The sequence below is a fragment of the Janthinobacterium sp. FW305-128 genome, from assembly GCF_020858135.1.
Taxonomy (GTDB): Bacteria; Pseudomonadota; Gammaproteobacteria; order Burkholderiales; family Burkholderiaceae_D; genus Janthinobacterium.
The window spans coordinates 175,159-194,231 of sequence record NZ_JACYMK010000010.1; the positions used below are offsets into that span (position 1 = coordinate 175,159).

The following is a 19,073-nucleotide window of genomic DNA, read 5'->3' on the forward strand; positions in this document are numbered from 1 at the left end:
TGATTGACATGGGGAAACGAAAACGATGCGATGACATCGTGCCTTTCGCCACTCGGGAAATCCGCACCAATGTAGGGAGATACGCATGAACAAAGTCCTGGCCTTGCGCTTGCTCGACGCCGCAGAAGACGCTGCCGTCATCATCGACACCGCTTCACGCATCCAGTATGCGAACGACGCCATGTATGCGCTGAGCGGCTATGCGCAGGGCAGCCTGGCGGGCCAGCAGATCGAGGCGCTGCTGCCGGATGCCGTGCGCGAGCAGCATGGCGCGCAGATCGGCGCCTATCTGGCCGGCGAAAAGAAGTCCAGGGTACTCGGGCACAAACGCCATTTCGCCATTCGCCACCACGACGGCTCCATGCTGCCCATCGTGCTCAAGGCCATGGACCTGGGCAAGCTCGGCGACGAAAACTACATGGGCGCCTTTTTCATCGACCAGCGCCGCGAACGCGCGCTCGAACAGCAGAATGCGGCCCGTTGGCAGCAGTTGCAGCGCATCGCCCTGAGCGACCCGCTGACCCATCTGCCCAACCGCCGCGCCTTCGAGGTCGAAGCCGTGCGCGCGGCCGCGCGTGCCAGACGCGCCCACACCCCACTGGCCATCGGCATCGCCGACATCGACTTCTTCAAACACGTCAACGATCAGCATGGCCATGCCGCCGGCGATGCCGTCCTGCAAACCATCGCCGCCGTGTTCCAGTTCCAGGCGCGGGCCTCGGACGTCGTCGCCCGCGTGGGAGGCGAGGAATTCGGTTTCCTGTTCCCGCATACGAACATGAGCATGGCCTGCCAGGTGGCCGAGCGCATACGCCGCGCCGTGGAAGAGACGCGTTTCGAGTTCGGCAAGCTGTCCATTCCGGTGACGATCAGCATCGGAATGGCGCCGCTGCCCGACAACGGCGACTGGAAGGCGGCCTTCATGCAAGCCGATGCCGCGCTGTACCAGGCCAAGAACAATGGCCGCAACCGCGTCGAGCAGGCTTGAATCCCGCCCGACACCCTTCGCAGTTTCATGCATCACGCAGCACCTGACAGGAGCAAGCACATGGAAACCATCACGACACATGCCGCAGCAGCGAGCCAGCTGGCGCAAGCGGATGCCCGGGAATTGCTGGTCTTCGGACTCGGCAAGGAGGAATATGCGATCGACATTGGCCTGGTGCAGGAAATCCGCGGCTACGGCGCCGTCACCCGCATCGCCAACGCACCCGCCTTCCTCAAGGGGTTCATCCACCTGCGCGGCAGCATCGTGCCGCTGGTCGACCTGCGCATCGCGCTGGGCCAGGCCGAACCCGCGTACGACGCCTCGACCGTGGTGATCATCCTGATCTTCGCGCATGGCGCCACCGGCATCGTGGTCGACCGCGTGGCCGACGTGGTGCCGCTGGCGCCGGCGCAGATCAAGCCGCCGCCGCAGCTGCACGGTTCAGCCATGGCCGGCCACGTGACGGCCATCGGCGCCCTCGACGAGCGCATGCTGATCGTGCTCGACATCGACAGCCTGCTGGCGGGCATGGGCATGCACGCCGGCGGAAAACTGGCGGCCTGAGCCAGCCACCAGCCACGCCACCACCCGAACCCGCCCCGCCGGAGACACCATGAGCATCCTGATCGTCGATGACAACGACACCAACCTGAGCCTGCTGGCGACCCTGGCGGGCAAGGCCAGCAGCATCGAACCCGTCTGCATGAACGATCCCGTCGATGCGCTGTACTGGTGCGAGTCGCATGTGCCGGACCTGGTCTTGCTCGACTACCGGATGCCCAGCCTGTCGGGCAACGAGTTCCTCAGCATTTTCCGCAAGATGCCGGGCATGGCCGACATCCCCATCATCATGGTGACCACCGAAAACGACCACGCCGTGCGCAAGCAGGCTTTTTCGCTGGGCGTGACGGAGTTTCTCACCAAGCCCGTCGACACCATCGAGTTCAGCCTGCGCGTGCGCAACCTGCTGGCCCTGCGCACGGCGCAAACCATGCTGGCCGACCGCGCCAAGCTGCTCGAACACGAAGTGGAACAGGCGATCGCCAACGTCACGGCCAGGGAGATGGAACTGGTCACGCGCCTGGCGCGGGCGGCCGAATTCCGCGACCCCGAAACGGGCGCCCACATCATGCGCATGGCGCGCTACTCGGCGCTGATCGCCAGGGAGCTGGGCCTCGACGCACAATGGCAGGACCTGCTGCTCAAGGCGGCGCCCATGCACGACGTGGGCAAGCTGGCCACGCCCGACCATATCCTGCTCAAGCCGGGGCGGCTGGACCCCGATGAGATGGCCATCATGCGCCAGCACGCGAAAATCGGCGGCCATATCCTTGCCGGCAGCGACTCGCCGCTGATCCGCCTGGCCGAGGAAATCGCCTGCGGCCACCACGAAAAATACGACGGCAGCGGCTATCCGGACGGCCTGACGGAGGAGCAGATACCGCTGTCGGCGCGCATCGTCGCCGTGGCCGACGTCTTCGACGCGCTGAGTTCGGAGCGCCCGTACAAGCCGGCCTGGCCGTTGGCTCAGGCGCGCCAGTACCTGGAGCAAAACAGGGGCAGCCATTTCTGCCCGCGTTGCCTCGACGCCTTCCTGGGCGCCTGGGACGAGGTGCTGGCCATCCGCGACAGCCTGCCCGACCCCGTCCCGCAACACGCCCACCCACTGTAAGCGAGGAGCCCGCCATGCGCGTGCAACAACTGATCCTGAAAAACCATGCGGACTTCGATGCCTCCCTGGCACCCCTGGCCGCCATGGCGCCCGACCTGGTGCTGGTGTTCGGCGCCTGCCCCTACTTTGCCACGCCCGGCCTGAACGCGGCGCTGCGCCGCCAGCTGCCCGGCGCCGTCATCGCCGGCTGCTCCACGGCCGGCGAGATCGCCGGCAAGCGCGTCTACGACGACAGCTGCGTCATCACCGCCATCCGCTTCGCCCGCACGACGGTGGCGATTGCCGACGCCATCATCTGCGACATGGCGGACTCGCACGAGGCGGGCGAGCGCCTGGCGCAGGCGCTGCCGCAGGACGGTCTGACGGCCGTCTTCATGCTGGGCACGGGCGTGGCCATCAACGGCAGCGCCCTCATCGCCGGCCTGCAGGCGAACCTGCCGCCGGGCGTGACGGTGTCGGGCGGGCTGGCGGCGGACGGCGGCGCCTTTCGCCAGACCTGGACCCTGGGTCCGCGCGGCGCGGCCGACAATACCATCGTCGCCGTCGGCCTGTACGGCGAGCATATCCGCCTCGGCTACGGCAGCCATGCGGGCTGGGAAGCGTTCGGCCCCGCGCGCAAGGTGACGCGCTGCGTCGACAACGTGCTGTATGGCCTCGATGGCGCGCGGGCGCTCGACATCTACAAGCTGTACCTGGGCGACCATGCGCGCGATCTGCCCGCGTCGGGCCTGCTGTTCCCGTTTGAAATGCTCACGGCCGCGCATGAAAAAAGCAATGTCTTCCGCACCATCCTCGCCGTCGACGAAGAACAGGGTTCGCTGACCCTGGCCGGCGACATCCTCGCCGACGGCTACCTGAAGCTCATGCATTCCAGTACCAACCGGCTGATCGACGGGGCCGAGACGGCCGCGCGCGGCGTCGTGCCCCATGCCGATGCGCAGGGCGACCAGCTGGCCCTGCTGGTCAGCTGCGTGGGCCGCAAGCTGGTGATGGGCGACCGGGCCGAGGAAGAGGTCGAAGCGGTGGCCGACCTGCTGGGCGGCGCGTCCTGTATCGCCGGTTTTTACTCCAACGGCGAAATCGGCATCGCCCAGCCGCATGGCAGCTGCCAGCTGCACAACCAGACGATGACCGTGACTGTGTTGAGCGAAGCATGAACCGCACCCTCGCCCGCCAATTGAACCGCGTCTGCGATATCGACTCGGAAAGCGCCTGCGCCGCCTTGCTGGAACAGGCACAGGCACTGTGCGGGAAAGCGGACACGCCGCGCGAACTGGCCGGTTTCCTGGCCGGCTTGCCAGCCTTGCTGCAGCGCATCGACGGCGCCTACGACCAGTCCGAACGCGACCTGGACTTGCGCTCGCGCAGCCTGGAACTGAGTTCGACGGAACTGAGCATGACCAACGACCTGCTGCGCACGGAACTGGCCAGCCGCAACCGCGTGATCCAGTCGCTGCGCGTGGCGGCCGTGCGCCTGCTCGACAACGACGAATCCGGCCTGCACCTGCCGCAGGAAGGCGATATCGAGGGCCTGTCGGTGCTGCTGGCCGAACTGGTGGCGCAGCAGGAGCTGCGCCGCATCGAACTGCAGAACCAGCGCTTTGCGATGGACCAGCACGCCATTATCAGCGTCACCGATACGGCCGGCGTCATCATCTACGTCAACGACAAATTCTGCGCCATCAGCGGCTTCGCGCGCGAAGAGCTGGTCGGCCAGACGCACCGCCTGATCAACTCGCACACGCATACGGACGCCTTCTTTGCGCAGATGTGGCAAACCATTACGGCCGGCCGGGTCTGGCATGGCGAAATCTGCAACCACGCCAAGGATGGCGGGCAATACTGGGTGGACGCCTCCATCGTGCCCTTCCTCGACGCGGCCGGCAAGCCATACCAGTACATCGCCATCCGCACGGAAATCAGCGACAGCAAGCGCATGGCCGAGACCATCGCGAAAAGCGAGCGCGAATACCGCAACGTCGTCAACAGCCTCAATGAGGTGGTCTTCCGCACGGATTTGCGCGGCGCCTGGACCTTCCTCAATCCCGCCTGGCACACCATCACCGGCTTCGACGCCGCCGACAGCCTGGGCAAGCATATCCTGCAATTCGTCGATGCGCGCGACCGCGAGCGCGCCGCGGCCGGCCTGGCCCAGCTGTTGGGCGGCCAGGTGGACAGCATGCGCCATGAAGCGCGCTATGTCACCCGCGACGGCGACGTGCGCTGGATCGACGTGTGCGCGCGCGCCGAACGCGATGGCCTGGGGCAGCTGGCCGGCATCACCGGCAGCCTGACGGACATCACGGAGCGGCGCCAGGCGGCGCGCGAGCTGCGGCACAACCTCAACTTCGTCGATGCGCTGATCGAGACCATTCCCATCCCCTTGTACCTGAAGGACGTGCACGGCCGCTACCTGCGCGCCAACCGCGCCTTTTGCGCCTTCTTCCATCTCGACCAGGCGCGCATCGCGGGCCTGACGGTGGCGGACATCCTGCCGCAGCAGCAGGCGCAGCAAGCGCGGCAGCACGACGTGGCGCTGCTGCAGGACCGGGGCAACCACACATATGAAGACCGGCTGATCGTCGGCACGCGGCAGGTCGATGTCCTGTGCAGCAAGGCGGCCCTGCTGAAGTCCGACGGCAGCCTGCACGGCCTGGTGGGCACCATCGTCGACATTTCCAGTCAGAAGGCGGCCGAGCGCGCGCTGCTGCTGGCCAAGGAAGTGGCCGAATCGGCCAGCCGCTCGAAGAGCGAATTTCTGGCCAACATGAGCCACGAGATCCGCACGCCGATGAACGGCATCCTGGGCATGACGGACCTGGTGCTCGATTCCGACCTCGATGCCCACCAGCGCAAGTACCTGGAAATCGTCAAGGCCTCGGCCGACGCCCTGCTGTGCATCATCAACGACATCCTCGATTTCTCGAAGATCGAGGCGGGCATGCTGACCCTGGAAAGCATCCCCTTCGACCTGCACCGGTTGATGCAGGAAACCATGCGCGCCCACGCCATGCGGGCGCAGGCCAGCGGCCTGGAACTGGTGCTCGACGTCGATCCCGCGCTGCCGCACACCCTGCTCGGCGACCCGGGCCGGCTGCGCCAGGTACTGACCAACCTGGCGGGCAACGCCATCAAGTTCACGCCGCAGGGCGAAGTGGTCGTCAGCGCCCGGCTGCGCGCCAGCGGCGACGGCATGGCCCGCCTGCGCCTGTGCGTGCGCGACACCGGCATCGGCATCGCCGCCGACATGCAGGAGGCCGTCTTCGACGCCTTCCAGCAGGAAGACGGTTCGACCACGCGGCGCTTCGGCGGCACGGGCCTGGGCCTGTCGATCACGCGCCGCCTGGTGACGATGATGGGAGGCCGCATCGGCCTGTCGAGCGAACTGGGCAAGGGCAGCTGCTTCACCGTGGACCTGGCCTTGCCCATCGGCGAACAGCAGCCCTTGCCGTCGCCCGGTGCCTCGCTGGCGGGACGCGCCATCCTGCTGGTCGACGACAATCCCAGCAGCCTGACCATCCTGCGCCGGATCTTCGAGCACAGCGGCGCCATGGTCACGGCCTGCGAGTCCGGCGAGGCGGCGCTGGAGCACTGCCGCGGCGCCTTGCCGGCGGACTGCATCATCATGGACTTCGCCATGCCCGGCATGAATGGCTTCGACACGGCATCGGCGCTGTCCGCCCTGCCCCACTGGAGCCAGGTCCCCGTCGTCGTGCTGTCGTCCTGCGGCAGCCTGGGCGACGCGGCGCGCTGCCGCGAACTGGGCATCGACGGCTACCTGCTCAAGCCTGCCAGTCCCGAGGAATTGCTGGCCATCACCATGAGCGTGCTGGGCACCTGCCGCGGCATGCCCAGCGCCGAGCCCGTGGCGACGCGCCAGACCGTAAGCGAAGGCACGCCCGGCCTGGACATCCTGCTCGTCGAGGACAACGCCATGAATCGCGAACTGGCCACCGTGCTGCTGTCGAACGCGGGCCACCGCGTCACGCATGCGGCCAACGGCCGCATCGCCCTCGATTGCCAGGCCGCCGGCCATTTCGACATGATCCTGATGGACCTGCAAATGCCGGAAATGGGCGGTTTCGAAGCCACCGCGCAGATACGCGCGCGCGAAGCGCAAGGCATGCCGAGAAGCGTCATCATCGCCATGACGGCCAGCGCCTTCGAAGGCGACCGCGAACGCTGCATCGCCGGCGGCATGGATGACTACCTGTCCAAGCCGTTCCGCGCGGCCGCCTTCCACAGTCTGATCGAGCAGCATGTGCTGAAAATAAACAAGCACACGCCGCGCTTCGGCTACGGCGCCGCGCTGGCCGAGGCCGACGCCGACGTGATCGACATCATCGGCGCATCGTTCCTGACCGCCCTGCCGGCGCAGCTGGCGGCCTTGCGGGCGGCCATGCAGGAAGGCGACCGGGCCACCGTGAGCCGGCAAGCCCACACCCTGGCCGGCCTGCTGGCCAACTTCCGCGCCGCGCCGGCCGTCGCCATCGCCGCCGCCATCGAGCGCGAAGCAGCCAAGGCGCCGCAGGACGCGTTGCTGGCGCGCCTCGATGCGCTGGAAGAGCAGTTGCGCCTGTTCGTGCAGGAAACGGAGGCGGCCATCCAGGCGGCAAGCCATATGCTGCACGCATCCGGCCAAACTTGATGTAGATCATAATTTTTTAAACAAGCTCTTGCTATCCTGTAAAAAAATGACAGGAGCCGTGGATGAGCAAGACGCAGCCGAGCGATGCGCAGCACAACGTGGAACATGAGCGCCTGGGCAGCGCCTGGCAAGGCGTACCGGCGCCCGACTACCCGGAAAGCGCGCCGGAAGGCGCCACCCTGGACCTGCTGCTGAATGCCTGGCTCGGCAAGTTTACGGGCGGTATTTCGCCGGCCGCGCTGGGCAACGCCTATGCCGACTGGCTCAGCCATCTGGCGCTGGCGCCATCGAAACAGCAGGCGCTGCTGCAGGAAGCGTGGAAGAAGATCGGCCGCTGGCAACAGTACGCCATGCAATCGGCCATCGCTGGCGGCGCCGCCGAGCCGCCGTGCATCGCGCCGCTGCCGCAGGACCGGCGCTTCGAAGACCCGGCCTGGCGGCGCTGGCCCTACAACCTGGTCTACCAGGGCTTCCTGCTGCAGCAGCAATGGTGGCACCGCGCCACCACGGGCGTGCGCGGCGTCGCGCCGCACCACGAGGATGTCGTCACGTTCACCGTGCGCCAGTGGCTCGACATGCTGGCGCCGTCGAACTTCCTGCTGACCAATCCCGTGGTGCAGCAAGCGACCCTGGCAAGCGGCGGCGCCAACCTGACGCGCGGCATGATCCACGCGGCCGAGGACTGCCAGCGCGCCGCCATGGGTGCGCATGCGCCCGACCGGCGCACGTATAAAGTGGGCGTGAACGTGGCCGTCACGCCGGGCAAGGTGGTCTACCGCAACGACTTGATCGAATTGATCCAATACGCGCCCGCGACCGCCCGGGTGCATGCGACGCCCCTGCTGTTCGTGCCGGCGTGGATCATGAAGTTCTATATTCTCGACCTGTCGCCGCACAATTCGCTGGTGCGCTACCTGGTGGGCCAGGGCCACACGGTGTTCATGATTTCCTGGAAAAATCCGCTGGAAGAAGACCGCGAGCTGTCGCTGGAAGACTACCGTCAGCTGGGCGTGATGGAGGCGCTCGACGCCGTCATCCGCATCACGGGCGCGCCGCAGGTGCACGCGGCCGGCTATTGCCTGGGCGGCACCCTGCTGGCGATCGCCGCCGCGACAATGGCGCGCGACGGCGATATGCGCCTGGCCAGCCTGACCATGCTGGCCTCGCAAGTGGACTTCAAGGAACCGGGCGAACTGTCGCTGTTCATCGACGAGAGCCAGGTCAGTTTCCTGGAAGCGGCCATGTGGAAGCAGGGTTATCTCGATACGAAACAGATGGCGGGCGCCTTCCAGCTGCTGCGCTCGAACGACCTGATCTGGTCGCGCCAGCTGCGCCATTATCTGCTTGGCCTCGACGAACAGGACAGTGACCTGATGGCCTGGAATGCGGATGCCACGCGCATGCCCTGCCGCATGCACTCGGAATACCTGCGCCGTCTGTTCCTGCACAACGACCTGGCCGAAGGGCGCTACCGCACGGCGGGCCGCCACATCGCCCTGCCCGACATCAAGGCGCCCATCTTCGCCGTCGGCACCCTGACGGACCACGTGGCGCCGTGGCGCTCCGTGTACAAACTGCAGCTGCTGACCGACACGGACGTCACTTTTTTGCTCACCTCGGGCGGCCACAATGCGGGCGTGGTCTCGCCGCCGGGCCAGCCGCACCGCAGCTACCAGCTGGCCACGCACCGCCACGACGCGCCCTACATCGACGCGGACAGCTGGCAGCGCGAGGTGCCGCACCATGACGGTTCGTGGTGGCCCGCCTGGCAAGCCTGGCTGGCAGAACGCCCGGGCGCGCAAGCGGCGCCGCCGGCCATGGGACCCGACCTGGGCGATGCGCCGGGCAGCTACGTGCTGCAGACCTGACAACCAACAACCGAGGAAAACGCCATGCCCTACACCACCCTGCTGGTCCACGTCGACAATTCCCGCCATTGCGCCCAGCGCATCCGCCTGGCCGTGCGCCTGGCCGTTGCCGAAGGCGCGCACCTGATCGGCTCGGCCATGAGCGGCATTTCGCGCTACGCATATGGCGGCGGCGTCAACGCGCTGCAGTTTGCACCGGCGCAGATGCAGGCGCTGCGCACCCAGGCCAGCGAGGCATTGCACGACTTCGAGCGCATCGCCCGCGAGGAAGGCCTGGGCACCTACGAAACGCGCTTCGTCGACGACGACGCGCAAGGCGCGCTGCTGCTGCAGGCGCGCTATTGCGACCTGCTGATCCTGGGCCAGACGGATGCGCAGGATACGCCGTCGCGCGTCATCGCCGGCACGGCCGAATACCTGATGCTCCATTGCGGCCGGCCCGTGCTGATGGTGCCGCACGCGCCTTGCGCCGCGCCAGCGGGCATCGCGCAGCATCCGCTGCTGGCCTGGAACGGCAGCGCCGAAGCGCTGCGCGCCATCACCGACGCGCTACCGCTGCTGCAGCGGGCCCGGCAAGTGACCCTGGCCGTCATCAATTCGCACGCCCAACCGGCCGCGCACGGCGAGCAGCCGGGCGCCGACCTGGCCTTGTACCTGGCGCGCCACGGCGTCAACGTCGAGGTGCTGCAGCACGACACGCCGCCGGGCCAGGACGTGGGCACGGCCCTGCTGGCCATGGCGGCCCAGCGGCACTGCGACCTGGTCGTGATGGGCTGCTACGGCCACATGCGCCTGCGCGAGGCGCTGCTGGGCGGCGTCACGCGCACGGTGCTGCAAGAGATGACGTTACCGGTGCTGGTGTCGCACTAGCGCGCCCGGCAGGCCATCGGCCTTTCTTCACGGGATTACGGCATGAGCAGCGCATCGGCCGCCAGCACGCATTGCCACGCCCGCCGCCTGCTGTTGCCGGGCACAGCCGCATTGGCGGGCCTTCTGCCTTCGGCGACCCGGACCGCAAGCATAAACCCAGCAGCCACGCCTCGCTGGCCTCGCGTCCCGTGGAGGTGGCCGCGCTGATCCTCGAGGCGGCTGCGGCGGTGCTGGTGAAATAGGCAAAAAAAGAAGGCTCCCGGGTTACAGGAGCCTTGTGGCGCCGGACAGGCAATGTGGTCCGCACCGGCAGCTCTGGGGTACAGCGCCGGCCGGACCGCTATCCACGCCAAGGAGGTTCAGCCACCTGCCGTCAACCGCATTGCCATGCCACTTCATCGTAGCAGCTGATTGCGCGGCAAAACTCTCCAATATTTGCATGCCGGCCATCTGCCGCTACAGCCACCCTTCGCGCTTCAGGCGCCGGTGCAGCCAGTAGCAGCCGGCGATGATGACGACGATCACGGCCGGATAGCTGCCGCGCCACTTCAGTTCCGGCATGAATTCGAAGTTCATGCCGTACAGGCTGAAGACCATGGTGGGCACGGCCAGGATGGCGGCCCAGGCGGCCAGGCGCTTGACGACCTCGTTCTGACGGATCGAAATCTGCCCCAGCGCCACCTGCATGGCCGAATTGACCAGTTCGCGCATCTGCCCCGCCGTGTGCGTGACGCGTTTGACGTGGTCGAGGATGTCGCGGTAATAGATGCGGTTTTCCTTGGGCACGATGTCGCCATGGAAACGGATCAGCTGGGTGCAGATGTCGTGCAGGGGATTGACGGCAGCATCGAGCTTGAGCAGCTCCGTCTTGAGCTGGTAGAAATCCTGCAGCTTGTCTTCGCTCAGGCTGGGCTTGAACAGCTGCAATTCATAGTGCTGGAAACGGGCCTGCAAATGGTCGATGCACGGCTGGTACTGGTCGACGATGAAATCGATGATGGAATACAGCACGTAGCCGGGGCCGCTGGCCAGCTTCTCGGGCACGCTTTCCTTGCGCTCGCGCAGCTTCGCATAGCCGGCCGAAGGGCCGTGGCGCACCGTGATGATGAAGCGGGGGCCGAGAAAGACGTGGGTTTCGCCGTAGACGATGGCGTCGCCGTCCAGCGTGGCCGTGTGCATCACCATGAACAGCGTGTCGCCGTACTCTTCCAGCTTGGGCCGCTCATGCGCGCCCTGCGCATCCTCGACGGCCAGTTCATGCAAGCCAAAGGCCGATTGCAGCGCCTGCATGGCCGTGGCGTCGGGGCTGGCCATGCCGATCCAGACGAAACAATCGGGGTCGCCAAGAAAGTCGCCCACCTTGTCGATGTCGAAGTGGGCGATCTTCCTGCCGTCGCGATACGCTTCGCAATTGACGACGGCGGCGTGGGTACTGAGGTCCATGGTGATTTTCGGCTGGTGGCGGCAATATTATTGGGGGGCCAGTATAGCGGAAAGACCATATTCACTGTTCCGCCAGGCGGGCCAGTGCCAGGCTAACGGGCCCGTCCGGCATCAATAGCGGTAATTCAGGCTCAGCATGGCATTGCGCGGATCGCCGTAACTGACTCTGCGGCCCGTGCTGATGCCGTAGTAAGCGCGATCGGTCAGGTTGTTGAGGTTGAACGACAGGGCAAGCCGGCCGGAGAGCTGGTAGCGCACCATGGCGTCGAACACGGCATACGAGCCCTGGTGCACGGTGGTCAAGCCGCCGCGCACGGCCCGGGTCTGCTGCCAGGTATGCGATTGCCAGCGGGCGCCGCCGCCCACGGTCAGGCGCGGCATCGGCTGCCAGGTGCTGTACAGGCTCAGCTGGTCTTCGGGCGCCAGGGTATTGACCTTGCCGCCCGCATCGCGCGCCACCTTGTGCGTGTAGCCGGCCTGCAGCTGCCAGCCCGGCATCAGCTGGCCCGCCACTTCCAGTTCCACGCCGCGCGAACGCACGCCGTCGATGGCGCGGTAGGCGTCCATACCCGTCACCTTGTTGACCGCATCGACGGACTCGGCGAAGTTGTCCTGCCGCACCTCGAAGGCGGCCGCGCTGGCGTTCAGGCGGCCGTTGAGGAACACGCCCTTTACGCCCGCCTCGATATTCTTGCCCAGCACGGGGTCCAGGGTCCTGTTGTCGACATCGCGGCTGTTTTGCGGACTGAAGATGTCGCTATAGCTGGCAAACGCCGTCAAATTCGGCGCGAAGTCCCACGTCAGGCCCGCATACGGCGTGAAGATGGACGACTCGTCGATGTCGGCCGTGGGGTTGACGTAGGACGACAGGCGGCCGCCCAGAATCACGTGCACGCCTTGCGGCAGCGAAAAGCGGCCCGTCGCGTACACGGCCTTCTGGCGGATGACTTCGCGCGCCGTGTCCAGTACCCACTGCGGCTCCGGCACCTCGCCACGGTAAGTATAGATATTGTCGACCTTGATGAAGGAATACGGGCTGAAGACGTCGTCCGACTGCTTGCGGTAGGCGTTCGCGCCCACCACCAGTTCATGCGTGCGGCCCAGCAGGGAAAACGGGCCCTTGGCGTACACGTCCAGGCCATTGCTGGTGGCGTCGCTGTTGTACTGGCGCGCCGTGACGGCCGTGCCGCTGCCGTCCGCCTTCGGAAAACCGTCAAGGTAGGCGACGGGCGCATACAGGGCGTTGGCCTGGTGGATCAGGCGCAAATTGGCCAGCCAGCCATTGTCGAAGGTGTGCTCGAGCGAAGCGAAGACGGATTTGGCCTCCGTCTGCTGCGTGCTCCAGGTGGGCGCGCCGTTGAACGAGCGGGGCATGGTGAAACGCTTGCCGTCCGCGTCGAACAGCGGTGCGCCGCCCCAGTCGCTATTGCGCGGCACCGTGTGCTGGTAGTCGGCGCCCACGGTCAGCAAGGTGCGCGGCGACAGATCCGCCTCCAGCGTGCCGTACGCCAGTTCGGAGCGACGCTGGTAGCGGTCGACGAACGAGTGCTTGTCCTGGTAGGACGCGACGGCGCGCGCGCGCACGCTGCCGCTGGCGTTCAGGGGACCGCCCACGTCCGCCATGGCGCGGTAATTGCTCCACGATCCGGCCGACAGGTCGGCCAGCGCGCGCAATTCGCGCGTGGGTTTCTTGCGGATCAGGTTGACGGTGGCGCCCGGCGTGCCGGCACCGCTCATCAGCGCATTCGCGCCCTTCAGCACCTCGACCCGGTCGTACAGATCCATATTGGCCAGCGATTCGCCCAGGTTCAGCGAGGCGTCGCGCGTCCACGGCAAGCCGTCGTAGCTGAAATTGTCGAGCGAAAAGCCGCGCGCATAATAAATCGTGCGCTCGCTGTCGATGTGCTGCACATACACGCCCGGCGTGTGATTGAGCACCTCGCTCAGCTGCACCAGGCCGAAATCATCCATCTGCTGGCGCGTCACCACGCTGACCGCGTGCGGCGTCTCGCGCGGCGACAGCACCAGGCGGTTCGCCGTGCTGACGGCGCCCGTCGTGTAGGAACCCGTGTCCTCCGTCACCTGGCCCAGGTAATTGGTGGTGATGACCACTTCCGGCATGGTCGCCTCAAGCTGGGCGGCGGCCTGCGGCGCGGCTTGCGCGGCGCTTTGCACGGTGCTTTGTACGGCGCTTTGTACGGTATACACGCCGCTGTCCGTCTTCAGCAGGGCCAGCCGCGTGCCCTGCAAGGCGCGGCGCAAGGCTTGCTCCGCCGTGAAATCGCCCTGCACGGCCGCCCCGCTGGCGCCGCGCGCCAGGTCCGCATCGATGGAAATGCGCACGCCGCCACGGCTGGCAATGGCGATCAGGCTGGCATTGAGGGGCTGCGCCGGCACATCGTAGCGCATGGTGGCCGACGCGACGTGGGCCGGTGGCGTCTGCGCCAGGACGGTGGGCGCGGCGCAGGAAAGTAACATTACAGCCAGGGGAATCTGGCGCATCAACAATGGTGGCATGCTGGGACTCTATCTTGATGGTGAAGGAAAAGTGGGGCTACACCAGGTATGAGTCGCGGCGCGCCGAAAGTGACAGTGCCGGCGCAAAAAATATGTCAGCTTGTCTTCAGGTCGAGTCCCGTCCACCAGCCGCCAGGGCCCTGGCGCAAGGTCAGGGGCAGGGTTTCGGCCAGGGCCCGCAGGGTGGCGCCGCTGTCGTCGAGCGAATAATTGCCGGACACGCGCAGCGCCGCCGCCTGCGCCGTGATGTCGATGTAGCCGTGGCGGTACGGGCGCAAGGCGGCCACCACGTCGCCCAGCCGCTCATCGACGGCCACCAGCATGCCCTGCTCCCACGCCGTCGCCTGCCCTGCCGCCATGCCGGGCAGCAGGGTCAATCGATCCTCGTCAAACCGCGCCGCCTGGCCCTGGCGCAGCACGCGCGCCAGGCCTTTGCCGGCCGGACGCACGTCGAGATCGCCCCGCACGGCCAGCGCCACGGTGCCGCGCGCTTCGCGCCGCAGCATCAGCTCGCCGCCCAGCGTCGTCACCGCGCCATGCGCGCTGCGCAGCACGAAGGGCGCGTTGGCGCCAGGCGCCACGCGCGCCAGCAACTGGCCCTGGCGCAAGGCGACTTGCCGGTGTTCATGACGGACATCCGTATCGGCCGAGGAGCGGGCGTCGAGGGTCAGCACGCTGCCATCGGCCAGCGTGTAGCGGCCCCGCCGGGCCGTGGCCGTGTGCAGGTCCGCGCTCCAGTCCGGCAAAAACGGGCTGCCGCGCAGCAGCCAGGCGCCGCCGAACGCCGCGCCCGCCAGGCACAGGACGCCCTGCAGCCATTGGCGCCGATGGTCATCGTGCCGGGCGGCGCGCGCCAGGGTGTGCCCGACGGCCGCCGCCCCGCCCGCTGCCTGCAGCGGGCCGACGCTGTGCTCGACAGCCTGCCCCAACGTACGCCAAGCGGCCGCATGGCGCGCATCGGCGGCCAGCCAGCGGGCGAAGGCCTGGCGTTGTCCTTCGTCCGCTTCGCCCGAGCTGAGTTCGACCAGCCAGCCGATGGCGGCATCCTGGACGGACGTAGCAACGCTCATGCCGCGTCCGCCACCGCCAGGCAGCAGCGCAAGCCCTGCGCCATGTACTGGCGCACCATGCTGGCCGACACGCCCAGGCGGGCGGCGATCTGCGCATACGTCAAGCCGTCGAGCTGACTCATCAGAAAAGCGCTGCGGGCCTTGGCGGACAGGGTATCGAGCGCGCGCGACAGGCGTTCCAGCGCTTCGAGCAGCACGGCGCGTTCCTCCGGCGACGGCTGGACGGCATCGGGCAGCAGCGCCAGGGTCTCCAGATACGCCTGCTCGATATCGCGCCGCCGCCACTGCTGCAGCAAGATGCTTTTCGCTACCGTCGTCAGGTAGGCGCGCGGCTCGCGGATGGCGGACAATCTTCCCGCATGCAGCACGCGCACAAAGGTTTCCGACACCACATCCTCGGCTTCCGCCCGATTACGCAAGCGCAACAGCAAGCGCTGCAGCAGCCAGCCCTGGTGGCCCGTAAAGAGGCTGGCGGCCAAGGCGGCGTCATTCGGGGGAAAAGAAAAGGCAGACAAGAGCGGATCCGGCGATATAAATGATAATGATTCTCATTATATGGCAGGGACTGGAAGATGTCGCGCAATTTTGCTAAAGTTGTCCTACGCAGGCAACACCACCGATCGCACGCGCCGCGCGCAGGGTGTTGATTTGACCTCCATCCCATTGGACACTCGCCATCGCATGCATGCATCCCCAGTCCCGGGCACCGAAGGATATGCCGACAATGCCGGACAGCTGATCACCCGGTATGCCGGCGTGATCGCCGCTGATAAATACAAAGTGGTCAGCCACCTGCTGCCACGCCGGGCAGGCGCCGTGCTCGACATCGGTGCCGGCACAGGCGCCGATTCGGCGTGGCTGGCGAGCCTGGGGCACAAGGTGGTGGCAGTGGAGCCCGTCGCCGCGTTCCGGGAAGCGGGCATGCAGGCGCATGCGTCGCCCGATATCGAGTGGGTGGACGACAGCCTGCCCGCGCTGTCAGTGATGACGGCGCGCGAAACCAGGTTCGACCTGGTTGTACTCGCCGCCGTCTGGATGCATCTTGCAGCGGAAGAAAGAAGCGCGGCGATGGAAAACATCGGCCAGTTGCTCAAGCCTGGCGCGCTGCTCGTCATGTCGCTCAGGCATGGCCCCGCCCCGGAGAACCGGCGCATCTTTGACGTCTCTGCCAGTGAAACGATAGACCTTGCGGCACGCCACCATCTCGCAGTCGTTCTGAGTGCGCAGGCGCCGTCCGTTCAGCAGCAGAACCGCCACGCGGGAGTCAGCTGGTCCTGGCTGGTTTTTCAGCGATGAGAGATGCCGCAGCAGGCTAAGAGCCTATCCCAGTAGATGAATACATCCCCTGCTGGCGCCCCTCGGAAGCGGGGACTGCGTTGATCGTCGTCGCGTGGCTCGCCACGCGTCCTCCTCACGCCTTGTCCGCACTCCTGATGAACTGCCAGCAGAAGACGCTCCCTACTGGGATAGGCTCTACCCCGTCGACATGACCGCATTCAGGGCGCGCCGCAATTCCTTCAGCCGGGGCGGCTTGCCCAGCACGCAGTTGACGTGCTCGGGATAGTCGCTGTCGGCCGCCAGGCGCTGGCCCCAGCCCGTGAGCATGATGATGGGCGTGGCCGGCGAACAGCGGCGCACGGCGCTGGCCACCTTGCGCCCGTCCACGTGAGGCATGCCCAGGTCCGTGATGACCACGGCGAAGTATTCGTGCCGCTCGTATGCGGCGCGGAAGCAGTCGATGCCGGCCTGGCCGCCGTCGGCCGACACCACGTCGTGGCCATCGATTTCCAGGATGTCGCGCAGGGACTTGAGCACCATCGGGTCGTCGTCCACCACGAGGATGCGCAGGCGCGGCGGCACAAGGTAGGCCGTGTCGGGCGCTTCATTTTCCTCGTGCGCCGCGCAGGCGGGAAAAACCAGGCGCACCGCCGTGCCCTGCCCCGGCGCCGTGACGATGTCGATGCTGGCGCCATGGCGCTCCATCATGCCGTACACCATGGCCAGGCCCAGACCCGTGCCACGCTCGCCCTTGGTGGTAAAAAACGGTTCCAGGCAGCGGCGGCGCGTATTGTCGTCCATGCCGATGCCCGTGTCGGCTACTTCTATCCGCACCTGCCGCGCCGCCTCGCCCGCTACGTCGGCGCAGCTGGTGCGCACGCTCAGGGTGCCGCCCTCCGGCATGGCGTCGACGGCGTTGAAGACCAGGTTCGTCAGCGCTTCGCGCAGCTCGCCCGCGCTGCCGGGCAGCATGGGCAGGCCGTGCGCCAGCTCCGTGTGCAGGGAGATGACGATGCCGCGCTGCTGCGGCATGTCGCTCCAGCGCGCGCGGGTCAGGTCCAGCACCTGCTGCACCACCAGGTTCGCGTCGATGGGCGAGAGCGCCAGTTGCGGTTCGCGCTGGCGGTAGAATTCGCGCATGCGCGCCACGGTAGCGGCCACGTCGTCGATGGCGCGTTCGATCACTTCCAGGCAGTGCCGGCCCTGCGGACTGAGATTGGTTTCCGTCTCCAGCAGCGATTCCGTGTACAGGGCCACGGGGGAAATGGCGTTATTGATATCGTGCGCGATGCCGCTGGCCATCTGCCCCAGCGCGCGCAGGCGCTCCTGCTGCATTACCGACTGCTGCGTCTGGCGCAAATCGTCATACGCGCGCTGCAGCGCGCCGTAGAGCCGCGCCTGGTTGGCGGCCAGCGCCACGTGTTCGCTCAGCTGGCTGAGGAATTCGCACTCGCCGCTGGTAAAGCTGTGCGCGGCGCGGCGCGCCACGATGAGGATGCCGAAGACCGTGTTTTCGGCCGGCAGCGGGGCCATGACGAGGGCGCGCAGCCCCCCTTGCGCCAGGCGCTGCGGAAACGGGAACGCCACGTCGGCGATGTCGGCTTCATACACGAGCTTGCCGCGCACGCAGCTCGACAGGCCATTCTCGTCGATGGGAATGTGCGCGTGTTCACCCATCATGAACGATAGCGCCAGCGCCTCGCTGCGCACGCCCACGCACATCACCTGCAGCGCGTGTTCGGACGGTTCGTACAGGCAAATGCAGCTGAAATCGATGGGCAGCTGCTCTTCCAGGCTGCGCACCACCACCTGGAAAATGCTGCGCAAATCCTGCCGCTCGCCGATCGAGCGCGTGATCTGCTGCAGCAGATTCAGGCGCTCAAGCTGTTCATGCACCTTGCGCTCGGCCAGCTGACGTTCCTGTATCTGCGTTTCCAGGGCCGCATTCGCCTGCGCCAGTTCGTCGCGCGAGACGGTGGTGCGGCGCAGCTTTTCCGTCATGCCGTCGAAGGCGCGTGCGAGGTCGCCGATTTCATTCCTGGTATGCACGCCGAGCGCAAAATCGAGCTTGCCTTCGCCGACGATCAGGGTGCCCTGGCGCAGCTTCTCCAGCGGCCCCGTGACGCTGGTCATGGTGAAATAGATCAAACCGGCCACCAGCACGATGATCATGCCGCCGAACAATATCACGGCCACGTTGGCCTGCTGCTGGGCGTCCAGCACGCCTTGCCGGCTCAATGCGGACAGCCGCATCGCATCGGCGATCATGCCCTGCACCTTGCCCATGATCTGGCCGGACAGGCGCGACTCCAGCTCGCCCAGCACCTCGCGCCGCTGCGGGTCCTGACCCAGCTCGCGGTGATTGGCGACAAACAGCTCGAACAGGCCGTCCACGCTTGCCAGGTCGCGCCGCAATTCCCGCAGCAGCGCGCGCTCCTCGCCGGCGGCGAAGGCCGGCGTGGCCAGCAAGCCGGTGGACAGCGACTCGCTGCGCAGCTGCCACTGTGCCCGCGTGCGCGCACCATGGTGCAGCGCATATTCGATCGACAGGTAGCGCAGCGACGTGACGGCTTGCAGGATATCGGCCGCCGCCTTGTTCTTCGCCAGTTCGCGCTGCATCGCCATGCTGGTGGAGAACAGCACGGCGACGATGATGGCCACGAGCAGCACGCAAAACAGTTCTGCCAGCTTGAAGCGCGTGACGATTTTCACGGTGGCC

14 protein-coding genes are annotated in these 19,073 nt (G+C 66.7%); 9 read left to right on the plus strand and 5 right to left on the minus strand.

The window, feature by feature from the left end; translation table 11 throughout:
* Positions 1–85 precede the first annotated feature (85 nt).
* From IGS60_RS20900 to IGS60_RS20935, 8 genes are all read left to right on the plus strand, one after another.
* Positions 86–988, plus strand: a complete 903-nt coding sequence (locus tag IGS60_RS20900) for a sensor domain-containing diguanylate cyclase (RefSeq protein ID WP_070288158.1) — start codon at positions 86–88, stop codon at positions 986–988.
* 60 nt (positions 989–1,048) lie between these two features.
* Positions 1,049–1,552: a chemotaxis protein CheW gene (locus IGS60_RS20905; RefSeq protein ID WP_070217875.1), complete on the plus strand. Its 504-nt coding sequence runs from the start codon at positions 1,049–1,051 to the stop codon at positions 1,550–1,552.
* 49 nt (positions 1,553–1,601) lie between these two features.
* Positions 1,602–2,660 (plus strand): HD domain-containing phosphohydrolase, encoded by a 1,059-nt coding sequence (locus IGS60_RS20910; RefSeq protein WP_230506063.1) that lies wholly within the window; start codon positions 1,602–1,604, stop codon positions 2,658–2,660.
* Between the two features lie 14 nt (positions 2,661–2,674).
* Positions 2,675–3,817: an FIST signal transduction protein gene (locus IGS60_RS20915; protein ID WP_230506064.1), complete on the plus strand. Its 1,143-nt coding sequence runs from the start codon at positions 2,675–2,677 to the stop codon at positions 3,815–3,817.
* On the plus strand, positions 3,814–7,308 hold the full coding sequence (locus IGS60_RS20920) for a PAS domain S-box protein (RefSeq protein ID WP_230506065.1): 3,495 nt from the start codon (positions 3,814–3,816) through the stop codon (positions 7,306–7,308). The genes IGS60_RS20915 and IGS60_RS20920 overlap by 4 nt, the downstream gene beginning before the upstream one ends.
* 62 nt (positions 7,309–7,370) lie before the next feature.
* Positions 7,371–9,176, plus strand: coding sequence for an alpha/beta hydrolase (locus IGS60_RS20925; protein ID WP_230506066.1), 1,806 nt, complete (start codon positions 7,371–7,373; stop codon positions 9,174–9,176).
* A gap of 24 nt (positions 9,177–9,200) precedes the next feature.
* Positions 9,201–10,046 carry a universal stress protein gene (locus tag IGS60_RS20930; RefSeq protein WP_230506067.1) on the plus strand — a complete coding sequence of 282 codons (846 nt, stop codon included), beginning with the start codon at positions 9,201–9,203 and terminating at the stop codon, positions 10,044–10,046.
* Positions 10,047–10,117: 71 nt separating this feature from the next.
* Positions 10,118–10,288 (plus strand): hypothetical protein, encoded by a 171-nt coding sequence (locus IGS60_RS20935; RefSeq protein ID WP_230506068.1) that lies wholly within the window; start codon positions 10,118–10,120, stop codon positions 10,286–10,288.
* Between the two features lie 214 nt (positions 10,289–10,502).
* Here the strand turns inward: IGS60_RS20935 and corA are convergent, their stop codons facing one another.
* The 4 genes from corA to IGS60_RS20955 form a co-directional block, all read right to left on the minus strand.
* The gene (gene corA, locus IGS60_RS20940; protein ID WP_070313610.1) at positions 10,503–11,489 is read right to left on the minus strand and encodes a magnesium/cobalt transporter CorA; all 987 of its coding nucleotides are present in this window, start codon (positions 11,487–11,489) and stop codon (positions 10,503–10,505) included.
* Positions 11,490–11,600: 111 nt separating this feature from the next.
* On the minus strand, positions 11,601–14,006 hold the full coding sequence (locus IGS60_RS20945; RefSeq protein WP_230506069.1) for a TonB-dependent receptor: 2,406 nt from the start codon (positions 14,004–14,006) through the stop codon (positions 11,601–11,603).
* A gap of 95 nt (positions 14,007–14,101) precedes the next feature.
* The gene (locus IGS60_RS20950; protein WP_230506070.1) at positions 14,102–15,076 is read right to left on the minus strand and encodes a DUF4880 domain-containing protein; all 975 of its coding nucleotides are present in this window, start codon (positions 15,074–15,076) and stop codon (positions 14,102–14,104) included.
* Entirely contained in the window at positions 15,073–15,591 is a 519-nt protein-coding gene (locus IGS60_RS20955) for a sigma-70 family RNA polymerase sigma factor (RefSeq protein WP_070313604.1), read from the minus strand. The genes IGS60_RS20950 and IGS60_RS20955 overlap by 4 nt, the downstream gene beginning before the upstream one ends.
* 166 nt (positions 15,592–15,757) lie before the next feature.
* On the opposite strand from IGS60_RS20955, the gene IGS60_RS20960 reads away from it, so the two are divergent.
* Entirely contained in the window at positions 15,758–16,372 is a 615-nt protein-coding gene (locus IGS60_RS20960) for a methyltransferase domain-containing protein (RefSeq protein ID WP_230506071.1), read from the plus strand.
* Between the two features lie 177 nt (positions 16,373–16,549).
* On the opposite strand, the gene IGS60_RS20965 is transcribed toward IGS60_RS20960, so the two are convergent.
* Positions 16,550–19,066 carry an ATP-binding protein gene (locus tag IGS60_RS20965; RefSeq protein ID WP_230506072.1) on the minus strand — a complete coding sequence of 839 codons (2,517 nt, stop codon included), beginning with the start codon at positions 19,064–19,066 and terminating at the stop codon, positions 16,550–16,552.
* Between the last annotated feature and the right edge of the window lie 7 nt (positions 19,067–19,073).